Origin of the sequence: Lysinibacillus sp. NPDC086135 (assembly GCF_044746345.1) — a bacterium.
Classification (GTDB): domain Bacteria; phylum Bacillota; class Bacilli; order Bacillales_A; family Planococcaceae; genus Lysinibacillus.
In genome coordinates, this window is sequence record NZ_JBIVCA010000002.1 from 360,241 (window position 1) to 383,420 (window position 23,180).

A 23,180-nucleotide genomic window follows, 5' to 3' on the forward strand; every position below is an offset into this window, starting at 1 on the left:
GCGTAGCGGCAGCAGCAGATGTCTTTTGCGCGAAAGCGTAGCGGCACCGATGCAGGTCAGTTAGCCGTTATCGCATGGATGCGATGATTTTAGGCTAACATCCCCTAAGCACTCCTTTCGATTTCGTGACACCCGCTGGAGGCTTTAGGCCAATACGAAGTTGGTCACTCAGTCGTTGCCACAGGACGTGGCGTTCTTAGACTGAGTTCCTCTATTTATTTCAGCGGATGTCTTTGTACCGAAAGCATAGCGACAGGTACTGATGATTGGACATCCGCTGAAAGGCGACTTAAAACCGCATTCATTTCACCACCTATAGAGGAAGGAGATTTCTGCTGAAAAAAGTTAAACCACGCCTCCAAACAATTCTGTAAATACGTCATAGCCGCAATATCTTTAATGCCAATTCGGAACCATTCACCATTTAAGCCCATAAAGTTTTTTGTATGGCGCAGGACGACGCCCTTTGATAAACAGTATGTGAAAAATGTATCTGCTTGCTGATTTTTCGGTAATGTAAAACATACAAAATTTGTTACACTATTCGTCACCTGACAACCATGTTCTTGTAAATAGCTCTGTAGCGATTCCCGTTGATTTTTAGCATAGGCAATGGCTTGCTCACAATATTCGTGTTCATCTAAACAGCCTGTGCCTATAACAAGGGCAAAAGCATTTAAGTTCCAATGCGGTAGGATAGACTTTAGATCAGCAACAACTATCGGGCTCGCCACTAAATAGCCTAGGCGTAATCCTGGAATCGCATACATTTTGGTCATCGAACGAACGATGATTAAATGAGGATTTTCCGCCACATATTGGATCAAAGAACAGGCTTCATCTACCCAGTCAATAAATGCCTCATCAAAGACCAGCTCACAATTGACCTTTGTACCGTGAGAGATTAATTCGAGAAGCTCCTCTTTCTTAGGAAGCACCCCCGTCGGATTGTTCGGTGTACAAATATATAATGCGTCTGCGTTCGCCATTTCACGCTTCAGATGTTCCATCGGCAATGTGTAGCGGACAATATCCTCTACAATGACAGGCACAATTTCAGCGCCTACTGCTCGTAATGTTCGTTCATATTCTGAAAAAGTTGGATGTACGATAATAACACGCTTATTGGCGTAGCGTCTAACTAGAACACTAAAAAGCTCGGATGCACCGTTACCTAGTAATACAGAATCTTTCTGAACATCATGAAAAGCTGCCACCTTTGATAAAAACGGCTCACCGTCCGGATCTGGGTAACGTTGAATGAGCGGATAAAATGTCCGCCAACGCGCCTCAACAAACAGGGGTGGCCCTGCAGAATTAACATTTTCGCTAAAATCATACACCTCTTCGGGCATATTAAGTCCTAGCTGATGATAAACATTTTGCGGATTTGCTCCGTGATTAGGTAATTGCAAAAATTAACACCTCCACTGTTAACATAACAAGCGTAAAGAGCAAGGTCGCGATACGCATATGAATCACAGACGTTGCAATATGCTCTTTTGTTAATGGAACTAATTTCTCGCCCATTATCGCTCGATAAGAAACGACACCCTGATATGTATTTTTTCCACCAAGCTGTACCCCTAATTGAACAGCTGTAGCTGCCTCTAAATAACCACTATTAGGACTTGTATGCTTTTTCGCATCCTGTGCCCAACGTTTTAAGCGCTTACCGAGAGATACATTCGTTTCATTTTTTGTACCTAGTACCATCAGTAGACCTGTTAATCGACTTGGAATAAAATTTAGTACATCGTCTAGCTTTGCAGCAAACATACCAAAATCTTCATATTTATCGTTTTTATAGCCAATCATAGAGTCTAACGTATTAACGGCCTTATAGCCCCATAACCCTATTGCACCAAATAAAAAGGCATAAAATAGTGGTGCGGTTACACCATCACTCGTATTTTCTGAGACCGTCTCCACAACACCTCGTACAATCTCATCCTCTTCTAACTTCTCCGTGTCACGTCCGACAATCCAAGAAAGCTTTACACGAGCTTCAGCAAAATCGCCTTTGACGAGCGGTTCATAGACTGCCATCGCCGCTTCCTTCAAGCTACGCTGTGCGAGTCCAATCCCAATTAATAATCCCTCAACCAATATGCCAAATAGTGGGCTAACATAATAGCTTAATAGCATAATGGCCGTTACAACAAACATCGTTGTGCCTACTACAGCGAGTGACATGACCATGCCACGGAATTTTCTCATTCTTCCTTTATTCCATAATTCTGTTTGAGATTGAATGAGCTTCCCAATCCAGCGTACTGGATGAGGCATTTTAGGAGGATCACCCAAGATTAAATCAAAAACAAGCCCAATGATACAGGCAATCACTAGTGCCATCATAAAGGATTCTCCTCTTTGTCTTTTTTATATTTTTGAATGGCCTCGCGCATCGTTTCATAAACACCATGGCCAATGACTTTTCCTAGCATCGTAATCGGTCCAGCATATTGATGGTAGTCGCCTTCTTCTGTTGAAGCAATTAACAAACTATCCGTTGAGGTACCTGTAGCTTGTGTACCCGTTGTTGGATCTGTTATACCCTCATCAATAAGTGCTTTGACCTTAGCCTCTGTCGTAGAAATCATTGCCTGAAATAAAGCTTCATCCGACAATCTTCCATTTATCAGTACCCACGTATTAATAGTCCCAGCATGATACTGCTCCTGACGATGAAAGGCACGTGTAATATCGACGGCATTACCAAGACCTGCCGTAATCATAATGACAAGTTGAATTCCTTCATATGTAAACTCACGAATTGTTGCATATCGGGCATAGACGGCCGTCATCATCGCAACTGTATTGTCAATCGGAAAGCCCTCAGACTGCAAAAACCGTTGTAATTCTAACTGCGGTTTGCGTTCATCATACGTATAAGGCACTGAACGATTCATCAAATGTGTATAAAAGCCAAAGCCCGGATTATGTACTGCAGAGGATACGACCTTCATTGGTGAATCTGTTTGGATGGCAACATAATGGTCGGAAATATGAATATCTTCCTTACGTAGTACTGGCATTATCTCGCCCCCTATTCAATGTATAACAAAAAATAAAAAAACAAATTCTTACAAAGAAGAATTTGTACTGTTTAGTCTTAAATTAAAAACCTATCCCAAATATAAACCTTTTGAATTTGCGTACAGCATCACAACTTCATAATACTTGAATTATTTATTTTTTTGAAATTGTATCACAAATCCACATTTTATCACAATTCAATTTTGAGATATTCCGTTATTGCCTTTGTTTTAAAGTTTTAAAACGAATAATTGATCCTGCAATGATAAACACCCAGCCAATACCGATATAAACAATTTTCATTGTTTTTGTTGAGGACGGTAAAATATCCATGATCGTTAAACAAACAAATAGTATACCAATCATTGATAGCAATATACCAATCGATAATTTTTTCAACAGAAAGACCTCCAATCAATGTACGCCCTTGATTTTACCGTATTCCCGTCAAAAAGAAAACACTAATCCAGTTTAAGGATTAGCGTTTACACCACATTTACGGGCAGTAATTGATCTGTACCGAAAGCACAGCGGCAGGTGCAAGACTCCCATCCAAAATTTTCGCGAAAGCAAAAAGTTAGGTAGAACATTAGCTGCCCGTACAGTGGGGCTGAAGAATCCCCACTGATTAAGTTACACTTTATTCCCTTATACTCTCACATGTGCAAAAAATTCCCCATAAAGTGCTTGTAAAATCTGATTTTCATATTCTTGTAGCACACCGAATACTAGACTAACTTCAGATGAGCCTTGATTAATCATCTCTATATTTGCACCTGTTTTTGAAATTGCAGTTGCAGCACGTGCCGCTAGACCCGTGTTATTACGCATGCCTTCGCCTACAATAACAATCATAGAAAAACCATGACGCATTTGCACATCATCTGCATTCAACTCATTTTTTACACGAGCTAGAATTCTTTCTTCATTTTCAAGTGTAATTTGATTTGAACGCATAATGACAGAAATATCGTCCAAACCAGACGGTGTGTGTTCATATGAAATATTTTCATCTTCTAAAATTTGTAGAAGCTTACGGCCAAAGCCTACTTCCCTATTCATCAAATATTTTGACACATATAAAGTTGAAAAGCCACTGTCTGCCGAGATACCTGTAACCGGACGTCCAGTTACAGAGCGTCTTGGTACAATACGAGTACCCGGGGCTGATGGATTATTTGTATTTTTTATGTTAACTGGCACCCCAATCTTGTAAACAGGCATCAACGCTTCATCATGGAAAACAGAAAAGCCTGCATAGGATAATTCGCGCATTTCGCGATACGTAATTTCTTTAATTTCCACTGGATCATTCACAACTTTCGGATTCGCGGAGAACACACAGTCTACATCCGTAAAGTTTTCATATAGCTCTGCTTCAACAGCAGCTGCCAAAATAGAGCCTGTAATATCTGAGCCACCACGGTCAAATGTACGCAGTATGCCCGCTTTAGTGTAACCAAAGAAACCTGGGAATACAATAATTTCCTTGGTATATTTTAGGGGGGCTAGATTTGCATAAGCCTCTGGTAAAGCATACGTTCGTTCAGGTAAATCATTGACGATCAAACCTTCTTTTGGACTTACGTAGCGTGCCGGCATACCGATTGAATTAAAATAAACAGCGATTAACTTCGCGTTATTGTCTTCCCCCGCCGCTTTGATGCTATCGATAAATAATTCCTCATTCGATTTATCACCTTGTACACGTTCACGTAAATCTTCAGCGATCACGTCACAAATTGTATGATCTAATCCCAAACCATCCGCAATCGCCATAAAGCGATTGACAACGATTTGCAATTTTTCTTCAATTTCTTCATTTTTTAATGCTGCCATTGCTAGGTTAATTAATAAGTCAGTTACCTTTATGTCGTCACCAGAACGCTTCCCAGGTGCAGAAACGGCTACGATTTTACGTGCCGGATTAGATTTTACAATGTTTGCTACTTTTTGAATTTGCTCTGCGCTTGCTACAGATGTTCCACCAAATTTACATACGATCATAACCATCAAATCCTAACTTTTTAAATTAAATGTATTCCTCCAAAAAACAATTGAATGTACACAGTGTACAAATTATCGTTCCCCACGTCAATACAATTTAAAAAATTCACGCAATTAATCGAAAGAAAATGGACAATTTTCACACTGTTTGATTTATTATACGGATTTCGTAGGAAATAGTTAAGGATTTTGCTAATTTTTTTCGTAAAATTCCTATAATCGTACAAATATTCGTCTGAACTAGCTGAAATCATCAAATTTACAGAATCTTTCAACGTTAGATCTGGCATAACAAACCAAATCACGTCTTTTCGAAAATAAATGTGGCAGTATTTTCTTGTATAAAGATAAGATGTATCAATTCAACAGCAGAATGTGGGTCTTTATTACAGCATCTACAAGCCGAAACTCTTCGGACATGACAATCCCAAGATAATTAGCCAATCAAGGTTTCATGCCCCTCACACTTAGAGTCGTAATAAAACCAAATAACGAAAAGTACACCATGCAAGAACCATTTGTACATACTTAAATTAGCAAGTGTTTTTCAGTAAAATTGAATCAATTATGCCTCGGCATAATTGTGTTCGGAATCGGTTTGTGCACGCAAAAAAAAACATCTTACCGACTCCGTAATACGCCGGAGGCTCTAACTTCTTTCTGCGACACCCGATGAAAAGTGACTTAAACCACATTCTTCCTACAAACTATTGGGTGGCATATGAATACTGAAAGAAGTTAAATTGTAGTGTCTTTCTTCTATATTAATTGAAGAAAACGCTTTCCCCATTATGATATGCAGAAAAACTTGTGATGTTTGTGCTATTTCAAATGATGTCAAGTAATTCTTTTTTTGATTTTTTATCTGTTTTAGGTTGGTATTGCCTTTGATTTGCGTTGGTTTCAGCTTTTATTCTATGGAGGGCTGGCTTGGTAGGAACCGTAGCAGTATTTTGAGGGACCCGATCACTTTTTTCTTGGAAAGGGAAGAAACAAAAAATAACGCCAACATTAACTTTAATTGATATTTTTGGGGTATTTTCGTTTACTTTGTAAAACTACACGAATGACAAAGCAGATCATTTTATAGCGAAAAGCCCTAACATAACGTTATGCTAGGGCCTTTTGTATTGTATGTTAAATCAATCCAATTACATTTAAAAATACGATAATAATTGCAATTGGTGCTATATAGCGCAGTAAGAATAACCATAATACAAATAATTTATAGCCTTTATTTTCACTTACACCTAGTTCTTGCATTAACACATCTTTCTTCATTTTAAACGGTACGAAGATCGCCACTAATAGTACACCGAGTGGCATAAGAACATTACTTACTGCAAAGTCTGCTAAATCAAAGACTGTTTTTCCAAACAATTGCACATCGCTTAATACGCCAAATGATAGCGCCGATGGAATCCCTACAACAAAGATTAGTAATCCGACCATCAATGCCATTTTTTCACGTTTCCCTTTACCTTTTGTCGTTAAAGAGGCAACGCTAATTTCCAACATGGAAATGGCTGATGTTATAGTTGCAAAGAAAAATAGTAATAAGAAAATAATGAAGAAAAATTTTCCGAATGCCATTTTACTGAAAATCGCTGGCAAGACAATAAATAATAGACCTGGTCCTTGTGATGGTTCCATTCCAAATGCGAAAACTACAGGGAAAATAGCAAGCCCTGCAAGCAATGTAATCACAAGCGTTAAACCGACGATAGAAAATGCGGAACGCGGTAAACTTTCTTCTTTCGGTAAGTATGAGCTATACGTAACCATAACTCCAACACCGACAGATAACGAGAAGAACGATTGCCCCATCGCATATAAAATAATTTCAGATGTTACATTTGAGAAATCAGGCTGTAAGAAGAAGCGAACCCCTTCTCCAGCTCCATCTAATGTAAGAGCACGAATAATTAAGACAAAGAATAAAACAAATAGTGCTGGCATGAAATATTTATTTACTTTTTCAACACCATTTTGCACTCCTTTACTAACAATAAAAATAGTAATAAGGATAAATAATAGCTGTGACCCAACCGCTAAAAACGGATTGGAAATGATATCATTAAAAGTGGCTTCGTACGCGCCATTTCCTTCCCATAGTCTACCTGTAATTGCATTCCATAAATATAGTAAAATCCATCCTCCTACAACACTGTAGAATGAAAGCAATATGAAACATGTTACAATTCCTAATTTACCGACCCACGGCCATAGCGTCTTAGGAGCAATATTTCTATATGCATCTACAGCCTCTTTTTGCGTACTTCTTCCAACTACAAATTCCGCCAATAATAATGGTAAACCAATTAATAAAGTAAAACCGATGAAAATAAGGAAGAACGCACCGCCACCTCCAATACCGGCCATATACGGGAACTTCCAAATTGCGCCAAGACCGATTGCCGAGCCTGCTGCTGCTAAAATGAAACCTAATTTCGATGTCCATTGCTGCGATTCCATCTCTTAATCTCCTCTCTTTTTCTATTTCTTTTTTATTACAATTCGGTCCTTATTCATATTGGTCTATCGTAAGTCCTTTCAAATAAAAATCGCCTCAACGAAAACGTAGGGATAATAAAAAAATCACGATACTACCCTAGTTATGAAGATACAACAAGAATAAAACCTTAATAAAAAACGTCCCTACGCAAATACGTAGGGACGATTAAATATCGCGGTACCACCCTAGTTATGAAGATATAACAAGAGTAAAGCCTTAATAAAAAACGTCCCTACGTAAATACGTAGGGACGATATATATCGCGGTACCACCCTAGTTATGAAAATACAACAAGAGGAAGACCTTAATAAAAAACGTCCCTACGTAAATACGTAGGGACGATATATATCGCGGTACCACCCTAGTTGTGAAAAAATTTCTTCACCACTTTATTTGATAACGGTATTCACTACCGTCTTCCACTTCCTCACAATTTGTGATTTATGAAAGATGCTCCAGGTCGAAATTCATGATAATCTATATACTGATTCGCACCAACCATCAGTTCTCTGAAATAGGGAGATTTTCACTACTTAATCCTATCATTGCCCAAATATTAATTTTCCGAATTGATACTATCATTTTTATCACACATTAAATACTGGCGTCAAGTCATTTCGAAGATTCCATCCGTCGTTTTGGCCGTTCTTTCCGTCGTTTCGATAGTTCCATCCGTCGCTCTGGCGATTCTTATTAATATTTTCGTAATCTATTCCCTCTAATAAAACCCTTGATATAAACTTCTTGTATTTACATACAGATGTTCTAAGCCTTCTAAAAAATATAGATCTCCTTTATTCGAATATTGATTGCACCGGCTATTGTTTAACATCTTACATATTTTCGTTTGAAACCAAGTCTTCCTTTATCTACGTCCTTTTGAATACTTTCATAAGCATGTAGGATACTACTTTTTTTATTATCCCGTCTAACTTCTACTGGACCTACTTCCTTTGCAATTTCGACAGCCTTTTCATGGAGCGGTAAATATGAAAGCCCAACAGTGTATAGAAAAGTATTCATAGCAGATTTCGTTCGTTCTGGTGATTCGTGAATCGTATTTTTCACAATTTCAATCATGTTGGCAATTTTACTCTCGGAAAATTCATCGTCTAAGCGATTCCCTAAAAGCCAACAGTAACAACTCCAGCCCGCTGACATTCTCAGCTCTTCACCGCTTGCGATCCATTTGTCAGCAACTTCTTGTGCAATATCTGCTTCCGCTAAAGTTACTGCAACCACATAATCCGATAGCATATAAAAATATGCCGCATCCATCCACTGATCAAAATCTGACACAGTCATCGCCTTTGGATCTGCAATAATGCCTGCAAAGTACATTGCGTCGTAATTCCCTGTGGCATAAAGTTCTTCAGCTAACGGTTGATTTATTTTTATTTTCTTAGCTATTGGTTTCATTGCACCTGTTGCCACGCCAAAAAGTGGCTCATGCGCACCATTGGACATATACATTTTTTTAGTTCGTTCCTTGCCAAGAGCCTCAAGCTCCTGCATTACCATTTCTAAATTCATTTTCGCACTTCCTTCTTGGAGTATTCCCTCTAAGATTTTGCCATAATCATTATCCTTTAGACAATTAATGATCGAAAACTAAAATGCTTTCATTATTTTTTGACAATATGTGTTAATATTTTAATGATAAGGGGTGGTACTTTGGTAAATTTTTTTACAAATATTCAAAATATATAGTGTTACTCATTTTTATATTTGAAATAATTTATTTTGGAATTCCCGATTATGTAAAGCCTGTTTTTGTTTATGAGTATTTGATATTTTTCGGTTTGTCTTATTTATTTGCTATTATTCAAGATTTTTTTAATCCAAGCGCAAAAACAGATATATTATTACGTGTTGTCATCATTATGAGTTCTCTTGTCATATTGATTACCTCTATTTACTATAAAGCAACGTTTTCACTTATTTTTTCTATGATAATGTTTAGTGCGATTAGTTTCACATTATATTTAGCAATCAAGCAAAACAAAATGAACAAGCAACAAGATTAATACTTGTTGCTTGTTCGGCTTGATGATTATTTAATGCTATAATAGACTTCTTTGCCATTTATCTTCAAAAGCAGTATATAATTCTCTAATATGCAAGTAACTTTAAAAAACTCGATAATAGTTTTTCAATAGCCCATTAACCTTTTACAATTGTTCTTTGAGCCTTTTTAATGATTCTCTCAGTTGCCTTAGTTGGAGATTCTTTTTGCCATTCATCACATAGGTTTTTTACCCACTCAGGTTGAGTTTTGCTAGCATCATTTAACCAGTTGCCGACAGAATCTTGAACATACTTAGCTGAATCGGATTTAAGCAAATTTAGAATAGGAAGTGCAATTTGCGGTTCTTCCTTTAAAATTTCAATATGCTTTGTCCATACTCCGCGAGGACGGATTGATTCTAAACTGAACCTACGAATGTTTTCATCTTCACTTTTCGCCCACTCTATTAACAAATCTACACTTTTCTTAATATTTGCCGAAAGATCCTCCCTAATTGACATCCATGCAATTTCCCGAACACCAAAATGATGATCTGCTGCGAAAGGTTGGATAAACAAAAGCTTTTCCTCTAAAGAATAATCATTTTTTTTATTCATAAATGCCGCCCAACATCGGACACTATCAGATACGTGATGAGCGCATATTGTAATTAGCTCTTCTTTTTTTGTTGCACTCTCATCCATTAAGACTGTATCTAACAAACTTCCAATTAAACGTATGGCCTTCATTCCCGTTTCAACTTTTTGCTTTTCTACCTCAGTTAGTATATATTCTAACTTTTCTTTTAGCCCAATGGATGGTAGAACATTTTTTAATAAAGTAATATGCTGAACAGCTTGCCACTCCGTTAAATTAACACTCTCTATTTTTCCTTGATTCAGTAACATTAAAACGTCACTAGGGATTTCACTAGCCTTTCTAGCTCCCTTTCTATGTATAATATCTTCTTTTACAACCATTTTAACCCACCGCCTATAACTAAACTGACCTGTTTTTTATTTTACCTCTTTTTACAGACTATTCCCACCATTCCCTCTAATCGACTGAACCTTGGCATAATTGTGTATCGAGTAGCTTGAAAGAGACGCCTATGATACGATTACACATAAGTAACTTCATTTGTTTTTTATGAACGTTAGTAAAATCTAGTGAACAACAATATAAAAGGATGGTAATCAATTGAGCAACGAGCAAAATAATAATAAATTTATATACACATATGTCCATCATGTTGACGAGTACGATCTATGCAGAATGGAGATGCGTTCATTTTTTAACCTTGATTCCCAATCAAACTATATAATAAGCAATATTAAAATTGATCCTAGCCGTAGCCCCTTTATACAAGAGAGACTTGAAGTGCTATATGAAGATAATAGCGTAGAAAACATCATGACAATGGTGAAGGATATAAACATAAATGAAGCAACTTTTAAAGTGGTTTGTTTAAATAGCATGGATATAGGTGAGACGAAGAAAATCCCTCAATCAGAGCGTCGATTGTTCGAACGTGAGATAGGATTATGTATTGATGGAGAACCAGACCTAAATCAACCTGACATTGTATTTGCTCTTATGTTAGTAGATGGGATCTGGCATTTTGGAAAGTATATGAAGAGTGAATCCATTTGGCTTAAACATTTACACAAACCAAACAGTTATTCAACAGCACTTAGTACAAGAGTAGCTCGTGCTGTTGCGAATATCGCAGTTCCCCAGCCTCAAAATATTCGGGCGATCGACCCTTGTTGTGGTATTGGAACAGTAGTAATTGAAGCCCTTTCCATGGGAATTAATATGGAAGGGCGAGATATATATTACAATGTTTGCAAGGGTTCCCGCGAAAATATCGCTTATTTTGGGTTAACAGGCAACGTTACAGTAGGTCCCATCTCAGAAGTAACGGAACACTATGATGTCGCCATAATTGATTTACCTTATAACTTATTTACGCATTCATCACCAGAAGATCAATTTGATATTATAAAACATGCTCGCCGGATTGCCGATAAGGTTATTGTTGTTACAATTGAAACAATTGATGACATGATAGAAGATGCAGGTTTGATTATAAAAGATCGATGCGTTGCTAAAAAACAATCGTTTTTACGTCAAATTCTATTATGTGAATAACTTAGTTTTTGGGATACGACATAAGTGGCAATTTGCTGAATATCATTTTTAAAAAAATCTGCTACATAAAACAGAGACCTGGACAACTACCTAGGTCTCTGTTTGTTAGTTTTATTAAAAATGCCTAAGCTTCTTCGGATCCATTCACAGCCCTGTTTAGTAGTCTATGTCCAGTAATCCAAACCGCCATCCCAGTCCCCCACAATATCAGAGCTGAGCCAAAACCAACAGATGTCCACCATACCATAATTTGATAATTACCCCAGGGAACTTTTATAGGGAAAGTAAACAGCTCGATTACTGAAAGCAGACAAAGAAGTGAACCCGTAATATAATAGATCTTCACCTGGAAAAGGTGCGCTAGGGGAGAGAAATAACAAGCCTTCTAAACCGAAAATAATACCGAACCACATATTCTTTCGTTTCCAACGCTGGGAATCCCCTTCCGCCATCAGGATGCTTTCTCAGCAGATTCAAGTTTGATTTTTATAAAAAATGAATCGCTCAAAAGATCATGAATAATCGCGTCCGATTGCGGTATATATATTATATTTTTGCTAAGACAGAGTTAAAAAAATCGTTTTTTTCTTCGACATTTCTTTCCGCGAGATCCTATTCTACAAAGGATTCTGTTATTTTCCCATCTAGTTTTTTAATCGCCAACATCGAATTATCCTGAATGATGCCTGTATCTACAAAACCAAATGAAGCGTATAATGTTTTAGCTTTGACATTACTTGTATGATAAAAGAGGGTTACATATTCAGCTTCCCCATATGGCATATTTTCAATATCCATCAACATTTTTTCAAAAGCAAGTTTGCCATACCCTTTCCCCTGGTGACTCTTATCAATCATAATATGCCAAATAAAATAGCTCTTCTTCCCGTAAAAAACTTCATTTTCAAATGATTCATGATCCAACACATCATAAATATACATCAAAAATCCAACCGCAACTTCATCGACATAAATGGCAAGAGGAGTCGCTGGTATCCCGTCTGCGTTCAACATATGAGCATCTGCAAAGCTTCTGAGGTTAGTAGTTTCTATAAAGTCTTTCTGGTTTTCTCCAACTTCAAGTGCTATTACTTCATCTATGTTATCCCTGGTTATTTTTCGTAATTCAATCATTTTTTTATCTCCTCTCCTAAGACAAGCTATTTCCACACGCAACCTAAAACATTCCAAATATCATATCCGTAATTCCTAAAATAGGGTACACAAAATATTCACCAATGTTAATTCTACTAAAGGGTTTTGTAACCTTTAGTTCTAAGAAATAGATAGGAGAAATAATAAACAAAACTCAAATTATTCATTAATGGATAATTAGTTGATTTCATTTATTTTCTTATTTTAAAATTGTTAAATTCCATATATTAAAACGATACATCAAACAGATACATTCAGTTTTTTACATATAATGATACAATAGTTATATTTGTCTACATATTTCTCATCTCATGGATTTTTTGCAAGGTATTAAGGTGTAATGATTTATCTTCGGGCGACTTAGCGAATTTATACCACTCCACAAGCCTGTATCCGAACATAGCAAGAATTAGTTCATAGATACAATGATCGGATATATGGGACATATCCGCATATTCCGAAAAACCCCTGTAATATGCCGGAATGCATTTTTGGTAGTATTCAAGCATATGACAACCGTCCGCTTCATCAGTTATTAAACTCGCGATATCCTCGCCCATGTACCCCATCCGGCGGTATCCCAATCGATAAGTACGATTTTACTGTCCGAATAGAATATGTTTGCCACCCAAAAATCTCTATGGCAAAGCACTATTGGTAACTTTTCAATTCGACTAAATATTTCGTCCGCATTGTTATCTAAGTCTATGAGCATTTTACACAGGTGCTTCGGAATTTCACAGTCATCGGAGCGTATATAATGATACAAAACATTCCATGACCGATAACGCAGATAGTAGTTTTTCATAAACTCAACCTTGCTTAAATTGGATAAATTTCGCAATACTTTTGGTCGTTCAGTGTACAACTTGCCTTGGAATCGGCCCAATTCCTCGGCTATATGTTATCCCCTGTCCCATCATCACCAATAGCTATTAGGTCACCAGACATTTTTGATTTTGCCTTACGACATCATCCCAAGTTTTTGTAGGATTCTTTTGGTCTTTGATAGGAAAAAGAGTCCATTCGCCGATTTCGGCATTATTAACTAATCTAAAAAGTGCCTTGTATTGTTCAGGAAAAACTGCACCTAATTTTTCTTCTGCTGATTGTATATCAAAATCTGCAACTCCAGGTTTTCTTGTTGAAATTAAGTCTCTAAATTCTTTCACTTAAAATTTACCGCCTTTTCTTCATCGACACATATCATCTACATAATAAACCTACGTAACAATCCATTTATTGAACAAATTGTATTGGTAGTTCAAGAAAGGAAAAAGAGCAGCGTATATACTCAATGATTTTTAATCAACGCTGATTTTCTCAGCCAACTCCAAAATAATTCCCTCTGGACCACGAACGTAGCATAATTTGTAACTTTCTTCATATTGCTGTATTTCACTAAAAATATCCGTACCCTTCTTTTTCAATTTGGCAACAACACCTTCAATATCTTCAACAGTAAATGCAATATGTCGGATACCTAGTGTATTTGCAAAGGGTTGCTGAATATCTTTTTCATCTGACGGTGTATAAAATTTGATTAGCTCTATCCATGTCTGACCGTCTGTCGTTCCCAATCCTACACACGCTACTTTAGCGTCATTAAGCCCAACTGCATATCCCATTAACTCTCCTTCCATTTCCCATTCCCCTTTCACCTCAAGTCCAAAATCGAGAAAAAACTCTTTAGCAGCAGAGAGATCATTTACGATTACACCCACATGATCTATTCTTTGGATCTTCATCTTTCATACCTCCATTGTTTCTGTTATTTTGCAATATCCTGTATTTAAATTCTAGTATTAACAAAGTGGCGATTACTATAATAAAAAGATACCAGCATTGCCAGTGGCTTTATTTCATGGCTTTAGCCATATTATAGAATGTGTTGCAGAAAATAGCCCTGTTGTTATACCTACCACAACACCTAGATACGAAAATTCCTTTTTGAAGTCATTCTACAAAACAATCCATTCCCTCAACGGTTCTTTCTTCTTTGTATATGTTGTTCTATCGTACTTATATGTAGAGGCAAGTTCTTTTTTAATGAAGCATCATGGGGGTGTAGCCTAAGATAATCTCGAAACAATAATTTTTCAATCCACTCACTGCTGTTAATTTCACAGATATGCAGATGACAAGTACCCTGTCCCCATAATCCCTTCCTAAAAAATCTTCTATCTTTAAACTCAGGTTTATGAACATATTCATATTCAATTTCACTAAGAGGAATAACAAAGTTGGATACTTCATCTAAATCTTGCACGCTCAAGATAATATCAATTATTGGTTTCGCTTCCAATCCCTTTATAGAAGTGCTTCCAATATGTTCAATTCCCACAACTTTATCACCTAAGATTAACAATTGGTCTCCTTATTTTGTTCCTACCTTTAAAATATACTTCTAAATCTAATTCTATAAAGCTAACCTAAAACCTGCTTCAACAAACCTGCACCGTTAGTAAAAAGCGTCTTTACTTGTTGTAATTTAAAGTGGAAAGCTTCACAAATAATTAAAAATAGATTATACTGGACTAACTATCATATTCAAAGGAGCATTTCCTATGACCGAGAATAATCAATCTGAAGTATCCCCAAAAAAAATCAGCCTGAAAGAGGCAGTGAAACAGCAGCTTGAAAACAAAAAGAACCATTCCTCTGCTAATAAAGGAAAAAAGAATGCCGACCTTTCAACAAAAAAAATGAAAAGCCAGCAAACGAAAAAAACAAGCAATACCCGTAGAAAAATGGGTGTCTGATATACCGGCAATATCGGAAAGACATATTACCAGACAAAGCTGTTTTTTGAAAAAGCATTCACCGGAATGCTTTTTTTAATTATTTTATTCTTTTCATTTTATAACTTGTTTAGCTAAATGCTCTGTTAGTTGAAAAAGAAAAGGATGGGATCTCTGTGGAATCCCTTCTTGAAGTATATCACTCCGTTTGTTTAAGTACATTTGAAACCAACAGTTACCCAAAGTGATTATGAAACCACCAAACAATAAGAGTTATACTCACTATTCCCCAAGCTGTGGTACTCACTATCCACCAAATTATGGATTTAGCTTTCGTTGAACTTTCCTCGTCTTCCATATTTACTTTTATAAAAGCGAGCTTACTTTCCATACCTTTTTTCATAGAAGTGAGAACAACAAATCCGATTATTATGAAACCAATAGTTATCCAGAGTAATAAGTCCACCTTTTATATCTCCCTTTTTTGTGGATTACTTTCTTTTCAATCTTCTTTATTCAATTATCCTGCTCCGTTAATACAATAAGGAAAAAGAGCTGTCTAAACAGCTCAATGATCTTCAAGTAAAGCACCCCATTAATTGAAGAAATTATCTAATTAAAAATCTTTATTCCATTCATCATCTAAAATGACACCTCTTTCATCGATATAACTCATAGCAAATGAACCGTGTTGTAATTTATCTTCGCTTTTTAGAAAAGCTATGAATTCATTTAAGATTTGTTCGTCATCTTCACTCTTTTTGCGAGTGACTATAATACGAATAATCGGTGAAACATCAAACTCTTTATAACTTTTAGGATTAAGAGGGTCGATACCTAATTCTTGCCCGATATTATTATTGGTAAAGGAAACGAAGAAATCAGTTGTTTCTCCAAAATTCTTTTTAATAAAAGGACGTATTTCACTTTCTAAGTCATTTGCCCATTTATCCGCCATGTAAGTGTCCACCATTTGATCTGTTTCAGCATCAAAATAAACTAAAAACTCTGTATTCGTTTTCTTATCCCTGACCTTAGCCGCATATTCAAATTCAAAGTTCCCCATATTATCATACAGAGTGTCATATATCTCGAAGTTATCATTAAAATTATCTTCTAAATATTGTTCAGCTTGAATTCTTACTTCTTCTTCTTTATCTTTATCTTTATCAGGTTTCATTTCTAATATAAAGACAACTACAAGTATTCCAATTCCTAATAATATGACACCTAAAATGCCAAGCGTGATTTTAAGATATTTATTCAAAACATCCCCTCCCTTATTTGATAATTTACCCAAAAACCCTTGAATACCTTTTAAAGTATCCTGCCCCGTTAGAAAAATCACTCCTTATGTCTAGAATTCTATTAAGTTGGCAATAATCCCTTTTATATTACTATTTTAGGGGGAGTGGAATTGTTACTGTCAAAAGCATGGACTTTGTTTGAAGTGGATAAACGAATAGAGGGCTTTTCGCCACAAACGCTGAAGGCCTACCGGTTACAGTCTTTGCTATTAATTGGTTATTTTAAGGATATAGAGATGGACTTGCTTGACACCAATCAACTGAAGGAATATCTTGCTATATCCGGCAAGCACTTAAAACCAGCTAGTCTTGCACACCGTATTCGCTTTATGAAATCATTTTTTCGTTGGTCTCATGAAGAAGGATACCTGAGTAAGAATCAACCTCCAAAATTAAAGAACCGAAAGTAGGAAAGCGGATACCCAAGTATTTAACCGAACGGGAGATTGAACACCTCCGTGAATCCTGTCATTCCGTAATGGAAAAAGTAATTTTCGAATTCATGTTTTCTACTGGTTGCCGAATTGGAGAAATAGTTGCGTTAGAAAAGAACCATATTAATTGGTCCAATCAATCCGCAATCGTTAGAGGAAAAGGTGATAAGGAAAGGGAGGTTTATTTTAATACGCGTTGTGACATATGGCTTAAACGATATATTGAAAGCCGTACTGACAATAATCCTGCCATCTTTGTGACAGTAAGACAGCCACATAAAATGAGTGTAGCCCAAATGCGATACATCATCAAGCGGATATCAAATCGTGCTGAAATCAATAAAGAAATTCATCCACACCAACTTAGATACAGCTATGCAACTCATTTGTTGAACAATGGCGCTCCCATAGAAGTCATACAAAGTCTTATGGGGCATGAGAAAAGCGAAACAACTAGGATCTACGCTCAATTAAGCGGGAGGCTAAGGAAAGAGTATTATCAGAAGTACTTTTAAATGTAAAAGGAGCAAAGTCTTAAAAGACTTTGCTCCACTTGACAAAAGCACCCCGTTAGCCATCCATGTAGCGCAAAAACCAGCGCTACACCACAGAAAATGAAAGATGATTAAGTTCTTTCATGGGAGTTCAATAAGGACGCTTCTTCAACAATCGCGCCCGATCGTATTATAAGGTCAGCCAGAAAATATTTCTGGTTGACCATTTTTTATATCGATATATGATAACGGTAGCCGAGGTAGAACGTTCGCGCCCGTGGGGCTAAGACCCCGTCCGCAAAACAGTTCGCCCCCTACTTGTAGAAACATGTTTGAGGCTGGTTGGGACAATGATCTCGTATAACAAGCGAAGCTATGACACTACAAAGAGGATTTAGGGGTTACCGGCAATTATCATTTTGAAGGAGGAATTATAATGAATCCAGTCATCGGTCTGGATGTAGCAAAAGGTGAAAGTCAGGTTCAAGCTTACTTGGAAAGAAAAAAGCCCTACAAGAAAAGTTTCAAAGTAAAACATGATCTTGATGGGTTAGCTAGTTTATTAGATTTTATTAAAGAATTAGAAGATATTTCAGGAGGGTGTCCCCCTCTTGTTATGGAATCAACAGGCCATTATCACACACCTATTGTTCAATATTTTGAGGACAAAGGCTATTTAATAAATATCGTAAACCCACTCATCTCTTATAAAGCAAAAAGTTCTAGTTTACGAAAGGTAAAAACAGATATCATTGATGCTAATCATCTGTGCGAGCTGTATTATAAGGAGGATTTAGAGCCTTATAAAAAACGTGGTATCCAACTTGCGAACTTACGTAATCTTACGAGACAGCACGATAATATTACAGGCATGTTTGTACAAACTAAACTACAATTTCTGGCAGTTTTAGATCAAGTTTTTCCTGAATATAGTAATGTTTTTGGAGACTTATATTCGGATGTTTCTTTGAAAATACTACATGCATTTCCTACTTCAGAGGATATATTGAAAGCCAATAATGAAGTATTAGCAACTAAAATAAAAGAATTCTGTAATTCTTGTTCTTTACAATGGGCAAACAAACAGGCTGAAAAGCTAATGACTGCAGCAGCTCAAAACCCTTTTCAGAAGGCTTTATATTCTAGTCTTGCCCTAAGCTTAGATATGTATATTAATATGCTCTTTGAATATAAAAAACATCTATCCATGCTTGAAAATGAGATAGATGCTTTATCAAAAAGTATTGAAGAATCTAAGATTATCCGATCAATTCCCGGTATCGGAGAAAAAATCGCTGCCACGATTGTATCTGAAATTGGGGAAATTGAAAGGTTTAATCATCCTAAGAAACTAGTCGCATTTGCCGGTCTTGATCCAAGTGTCTTTGAATCTGGTACATTCAAAGGTACTTACAACCGAATAACCAAAAGAGGCTCTAGCAGACTACGGCAAGCTTTGTATATGGCTGTTAAATGTGCTATTCGTGACTGTCGAAAACAGAAAACAACGGATGAAATCCTTCCTCGTAATAAGAAATAACGGGCGTTTTATGATAAAAAACGGGAAGAAGGAAAACCATTTAGAGTAGCTGTAATAGCTTGTGCAAACAAACTCTTACATTGGATTTATGCACTTTTAAAAAGCAAAACTTCTTTCCAAGACTTAGCTTGATTTAACAATTTAACTAAGTAGACCTGAACTTTCCAAATCAAGTATTTGGACGGTTATTTGGTATACACAAATTTAGTATAACATGATATTTTTATTATTTTTAATGAAAATCATTGACAACTATTAGCTGGTTTTGTTGAAGATTGGTTTTCTGTGTTCCCAAACTTTCATTTAGGGACGTTTTTTGAATTTTTAAAGCATGAAAAACAACGAGGATTGGTTCGAAAAATTGATTAATATATCATTTAAGCATTAATGAAATAGAATCCGATTCTTGATTAATAATGATATCTTGTTGTTCAGAAGTGCCATCTGTATAAGTTACAGTTACGTTAATTTGTATGTCACCTTCAATCGTATCATAAGGAGGTATCGCTAATGAATATTTAAATTGTTCCTGCTCATTATATTTGACTGTAAAGGTATTGCCTATTTCTTTTATAGCTTGAAATATTTCTGAATTTGGTTCATTGGTTATATAATTAATTTTTTCTAGTAATAGCTTATCCCTGTTGTTTACCTCTTCCTTAGTAAGTGTTACATCTTCTATAAAAATTCCTTCATTTATTTCATATTGAATAAAGTCAATATTTTCTCCAGAAACATTGAGCATAATATCGGTAAAAATTAAATTCCTACCGTCCCCACTTATACTATTTAAAACACCTACTCGATCTATAGTAGATAAATCAATGGTAGTTTTTGCTTTTAAAAGTTCATGACCTATACTGTCATCTGCATAAACTGTAATTGTAAAATTTTCCGTTTGAGAATCACCATACTTATTAATAAATGGCAAACCGATAAGAAGAAACATGAGAATTCCAAACACACTTGCGACAGAACCCCACTTTTGAAAATTGATTTGGCTCGACTTTTCTCGCTTTGCATCTTGGTAATTCATTTTCAATCGATTTTCCATCGCTTTAGACATCTCCATCGAATTAACAGCATCTTTTATTTTATGAAAATCCATCATTCGTCCTCCTCTCGATAATTTTGGCTAATAAGCTCTCTACCTCGTTGTAATCGCTTTTTAACTGCTGCTGCTGTAATGTTTAGTATTTTTGCTATTTCGTCTACTTTATAGCCTTCTACATAATGGAGTAGTAACACAATTTTATGTTTGTGAGGCAATTTCATAAGGGTGTCAAGTAAACCATAATTTTCTTCATTTTTACAATATAGCTGCAAATCATTTATATCTAAGTGCCTACGAATAATATTGTACCTTCGCATATTTTTACAGCGATTTGTCGCAACTGTAATCAACCAAGCTTTTTCGTGTTCGGAATCGTTAAAAGCAGGAGACTTCGATAAATATTTTATAAAAGTATCTTGCACAGCATCTTCTGCATCGGATTCGTTGCATAAAATAACTAAACATATCCGAAATAGCATATTGCCATATGTATCAACAATTCGTTCTAAATCTATTGCTATTTCAGTTGAACAAATAGATTGTTGCAAAGCTAATCACCGTCCTTTCACTTACTACACACTTGAAAATGTCATTTGGTGACTTTTTATATTATTTTTTACAAATATTATTACTAATTAATTTTACTGTAAAAATTAGCTTTCTATAAAGCTACGAGGCACTATGTGAATAAGATTCGCTTAGTGCCTCTTTAAGTTCCCATAGCGTCCTTTGGTAACCTTTCATAAAAGAATGTTATTCAATAATATGGCCCGATTGTTGAATAAGCTAATAATTTTTTTCTTCAACTAAACTGCATCGTTAGTTCAATAAAGAAAAAAGAGCTGCATATGCAACTCAATGATCTTCAAGTAAAGCTACCCGTTAGCTGAACAAGACTCATTATTTTTATGACACATCATTATCCTACTAAGACAAAAGCCAGCAATAATGCTGGCTTTTTCATTTTCACATCATTTTTATGTGTAGGCTCTGTTTAAGGTAAATGTTGATATTGGAAACCAACTCGAGATCTTTGTACAATTCGAATGGTTATATGAAGAATAAATTTAATTGGAGCTTCAAGTGTATGTACATAATTATAATTTTTACCCCTTTCGTTGATTCGAAGGGGTTTTTGTATCTTTGTGCGGTTAGTTGAACAAGACTCATTTAATTGACCAAACTTTTTATAAAAAGGAATATTCATTCAAAAAGAAAAGAATCCATTTTGATTAATCTCTTGTCAAAATGGATTTTTTTTATTTACTACAGAACCTAGATATACACAGTTTTTACCAAACTTTTGAAAAAATGAGTAACAAAGGCTTGATAATTTATTTAAAATGATTTATATTGATATCAAATGATATGTTTATCTATCAATAATGAACAGAAGCGAGGTAAATAATATGACTTTTGAAGAAAAATTACAAGCATATGCAGAACTTTTGGTAAAAGTCGGTGTCAATATTCAACCAGGGCAATATTTATTAGTCAATACATCAGTGGATGCATTGGATTTCGCCCGTTTAGTTGTGAAAGAGGCTTATAAGGCTGGGGCAGGACGTGTTCATGTTAACTTATCAGATGATGAGATGGATCGTGCTTACTTTGAGCATGCCTCAGATGAAGAATTTAATCGTTTCCCAGAGTGGATAGTCAAAATGAATGATGAGCTGATTGAACGTAAAGGAGCACTATTAATGATAAATGCTGGAGACCCTGATAAATTTACAGGTATTTCAGCCGATCGTCTAGCTACCTATCAAAAGGTATCAGGAGCTGCTCTGATAAACAATCGCAACGCAGTAATGAAGGATTTAATAGCTTGGTCGATGGTAGCAGTTCCCTCACCAAAGTGGGCATCGAAGGTGGTCCCAAACTTAGCAGCTAAGGAACAAGTACCTGCATTATGGGAGGCTATTTTTAAAACTGTTCATATCGGTGAAGGTAATGTTGTTGAAAACTGGCGTGAACATGTAACAAATTTAGAAGCTCGTGCGGCCCTACTGAACAATAAAAAATATGCGAAGCTTCACTATAAAGCGCCAGGTACTGATTTAACAATTGCATTAGCGCCACAGCATAAATGGATTACTGGAGGTGGTAAAACGTCAGATGATACGATCTTTATGGCGAATATGCCGACAGAAGAGGTATATACATTACCGATGAAACAAGGTGTAAATGGCTATGTAAGCAATACAAAACCATTAGTTTATCAAGGGAATATTATCGATGGCTTTAAACTGACATTCGAAGAAGGAAAAATTGTTCAGGCTAAAGCACAGGTAGGACATGATTTCTTACAGGAGCTTCTGAATGTGGATGAAGGCTCGTGCTATTTAGGTGAGGTAGCACTTGTACCACATGAATCGCCAATTTCAGCATCGGGGATTTTATATTTTAATACATTGTTTGATGAAAATGCATCGAACCATTTAGCGATTGGTAAAGCTTATCCAACTTGCTTAGAAGGTGGAAGAGATTTAGAAAACGGACAGCTTGAAGCGTTAGGTGCCAATATTTCAGTGACACATGAGGACTTTATGATTGGTAGCGGTGAGATGGACATTGACGGTATTTTACTAGATGGAACTGTAGAGCCAATTTTCCGTAAAGGTAGCTGGGCATTTTAAGTTTTTGATTTAAAAAAAGGGAGTAGAGCAGATGAAACGATTACTAAGCATAATTGGTGCAACTATATGGGTGTTTCATCTGCTTTTGCTTAG

Annotated in this window: 19 protein-coding genes, 3 pseudogenes and 1 other annotated feature; of the genes and pseudogenes, 5 read left to right on the top strand and 17 right to left on the bottom strand. The window is 36.1% G+C overall.

Annotated features, from left to right (window positions below; all coding sequences use genetic code 11):
- Positions 1-215 precede the first annotated feature (215 nt).
- From ACIPKN_RS04900 to ACIPKN_RS04935, 8 genes are all read right to left on the bottom strand, one after another.
- The gene (locus ACIPKN_RS04900) at positions 216-1,415 is read right to left on the bottom strand and encodes a pyridoxal phosphate-dependent aminotransferase (protein WP_400933968.1); all 1,200 of its coding nucleotides are present in this window, start codon (positions 1,413-1,415) and stop codon (positions 216-218) included.
- A complete protein-coding gene (cbiB, locus tag ACIPKN_RS04905) occupies positions 1,402-2,358 on the bottom strand; it encodes an adenosylcobinamide-phosphate synthase CbiB (protein ID WP_400933971.1) in 957 nt (318 codons plus the stop codon). Before cbiB ends, ACIPKN_RS04900 begins: the two co-directional genes overlap by 14 nt.
- Positions 2,355-3,038: an adenosylcobinamide amidohydrolase gene (locus ACIPKN_RS04910; RefSeq protein ID WP_400933974.1), complete on the bottom strand. Its 684-nt coding sequence runs from the start codon at positions 3,036-3,038 to the stop codon at positions 2,355-2,357. Before ACIPKN_RS04910 ends, cbiB begins: the two co-directional genes overlap by 4 nt.
- 217 nt (positions 3,039-3,255) lie before the next feature.
- Entirely contained in the window at positions 3,256-3,438 is a 183-nt protein-coding gene (locus ACIPKN_RS04915) for a hypothetical protein (protein WP_400933975.1), read from the bottom strand.
- Positions 3,439-3,687: 249 nt separating this feature from the next.
- Positions 3,688-5,046, bottom strand: a complete 1,359-nt coding sequence (locus ACIPKN_RS04920; protein ID WP_400933978.1) for an aspartate kinase — start codon at positions 5,044-5,046, stop codon at positions 3,688-3,690.
- 1,137 nt (positions 5,047-6,183) lie between these two features.
- Positions 6,184-7,521: a sodium-dependent transporter gene (locus ACIPKN_RS04925; protein WP_400933980.1), complete on the bottom strand. Its 1,338-nt coding sequence runs from the start codon at positions 7,519-7,521 to the stop codon at positions 6,184-6,186.
- Positions 7,522-7,892: 371 nt separating this feature from the next.
- Positions 7,893-8,116, bottom strand: a binding site (T-box leader).
- A 270-nt stretch (positions 8,117-8,386) separates the two neighbouring features.
- Complete coding sequence (locus ACIPKN_RS04930; RefSeq protein WP_400933982.1) at positions 8,387-9,094, bottom strand: DNA alkylation repair protein; 708 nt, start codon at positions 9,092-9,094, stop codon at positions 8,387-8,389.
- A 630-nt stretch (positions 9,095-9,724) separates the two neighbouring features.
- A complete protein-coding gene (locus tag ACIPKN_RS04935; RefSeq protein ID WP_400933985.1) occupies positions 9,725-10,549 on the bottom strand; it encodes a DNA alkylation repair protein in 825 nt (274 codons plus the stop codon).
- Between the two features lie 220 nt (positions 10,550-10,769).
- Here ACIPKN_RS04935 and ACIPKN_RS04940 point away from each other — a divergent pair, with 220 nt between their 5' ends.
- The gene (locus tag ACIPKN_RS04940) at positions 10,770-11,723 is read left to right on the top strand and encodes a TRM11 family SAM-dependent methyltransferase (RefSeq protein WP_400933986.1); all 954 of its coding nucleotides are present in this window, start codon (positions 10,770-10,772) and stop codon (positions 11,721-11,723) included.
- Between the two features lie 612 nt (positions 11,724-12,335).
- Here ACIPKN_RS04940 and ACIPKN_RS04945 read toward each other — a convergent pair.
- The 5 genes and pseudogenes from ACIPKN_RS04945 to ACIPKN_RS04965 all read right to left on the bottom strand — a co-directional run bounded on the left by ACIPKN_RS04945 (position 12,336) and on the right by ACIPKN_RS04965 (position 15,222).
- Positions 12,336-12,857 (bottom strand): GNAT family N-acetyltransferase, encoded by a 522-nt coding sequence (locus ACIPKN_RS04945; RefSeq protein WP_400933988.1) that lies wholly within the window; start codon positions 12,855-12,857, stop codon positions 12,336-12,338.
- A 556-nt stretch (positions 12,858-13,413) separates the two neighbouring features.
- Entirely contained in the window at positions 13,414-13,686 is a 273-nt protein-coding gene (locus ACIPKN_RS04950) for a phosphotransferase (protein WP_400933991.1), read from the bottom strand.
- A 92-nt stretch (positions 13,687-13,778) separates the two neighbouring features.
- Positions 13,779-14,050 (bottom strand): annotated as a pseudogene (locus ACIPKN_RS04955) (SMI1/KNR4 family protein); the annotation flags it as partial.
- Between the two features lie 132 nt (positions 14,051-14,182).
- Positions 14,183-14,626, bottom strand: a complete 444-nt coding sequence (locus tag ACIPKN_RS04960) for a VOC family protein (protein WP_400933993.1) — start codon at positions 14,624-14,626, stop codon at positions 14,183-14,185.
- Between the two features lie 233 nt (positions 14,627-14,859).
- The gene (locus tag ACIPKN_RS04965; protein ID WP_400933995.1) at positions 14,860-15,222 is read right to left on the bottom strand and encodes a GrpB family protein; all 363 of its coding nucleotides are present in this window, start codon (positions 15,220-15,222) and stop codon (positions 14,860-14,862) included.
- Between the two features lie 223 nt (positions 15,223-15,445).
- On the opposite strand from ACIPKN_RS04965, the gene ACIPKN_RS04970 reads away from it, so the two are divergent.
- The gene (locus tag ACIPKN_RS04970) at positions 15,446-15,640 is read left to right on the top strand and encodes a hypothetical protein (RefSeq protein WP_142511121.1); all 195 of its coding nucleotides are present in this window, start codon (positions 15,446-15,448) and stop codon (positions 15,638-15,640) included.
- A gap of 214 nt (positions 15,641-15,854) precedes the next feature.
- Here the strand turns inward: ACIPKN_RS04970 and ACIPKN_RS04975 are convergent, their stop codons facing one another.
- Both ACIPKN_RS04975 and ACIPKN_RS04980 read right to left on the bottom strand, forming a co-directional pair.
- Positions 15,855-16,085: a hypothetical protein gene (locus tag ACIPKN_RS04975; protein WP_400933998.1), complete on the bottom strand. Its 231-nt coding sequence runs from the start codon at positions 16,083-16,085 to the stop codon at positions 15,855-15,857.
- 150 nt (positions 16,086-16,235) lie between these two features.
- Positions 16,236-16,886 (bottom strand): hypothetical protein, encoded by a 651-nt coding sequence (locus tag ACIPKN_RS04980; RefSeq protein ID WP_400934001.1) that lies wholly within the window; start codon positions 16,884-16,886, stop codon positions 16,236-16,238.
- A gap of 150 nt (positions 16,887-17,036) precedes the next feature.
- On the opposite strand from ACIPKN_RS04980, the pseudogene ACIPKN_RS04985 reads away from it, so the two are divergent.
- Positions 17,037-17,875: pseudogene (locus tag ACIPKN_RS04985) on the top strand (tyrosine-type recombinase/integrase).
- Between the two features lie 415 nt (positions 17,876-18,290).
- Positions 18,291-19,526, top strand: a pseudogene (locus tag ACIPKN_RS04990) (IS110 family RNA-guided transposase).
- A 241-nt stretch (positions 19,527-19,767) separates the two neighbouring features.
- Here ACIPKN_RS04990 and ACIPKN_RS04995 read toward each other — a convergent pair.
- Together ACIPKN_RS04995 and ACIPKN_RS05000 are read right to left on the bottom strand one after the other, a co-directional pair.
- Complete coding sequence (locus ACIPKN_RS04995; protein ID WP_400934003.1) at positions 19,768-20,505, bottom strand: hypothetical protein; 738 nt, start codon at positions 20,503-20,505, stop codon at positions 19,768-19,770.
- On the bottom strand, positions 20,502-20,996 hold the full coding sequence (locus ACIPKN_RS05000) for an RNA polymerase sigma factor (RefSeq protein ID WP_400934004.1): 495 nt from the start codon (positions 20,994-20,996) through the stop codon (positions 20,502-20,504). The genes ACIPKN_RS04995 and ACIPKN_RS05000 overlap by 4 nt, the downstream gene beginning before the upstream one ends.
- A gap of 861 nt (positions 20,997-21,857) precedes the next feature.
- Between ACIPKN_RS05000 and ACIPKN_RS05005 the strand changes: the two genes are divergently transcribed.
- Positions 21,858-23,087: an aminopeptidase gene (locus tag ACIPKN_RS05005; protein WP_400934007.1), complete on the top strand. Its 1,230-nt coding sequence runs from the start codon at positions 21,858-21,860 to the stop codon at positions 23,085-23,087.
- Positions 23,088-23,180 lie beyond the last annotated feature (93 nt).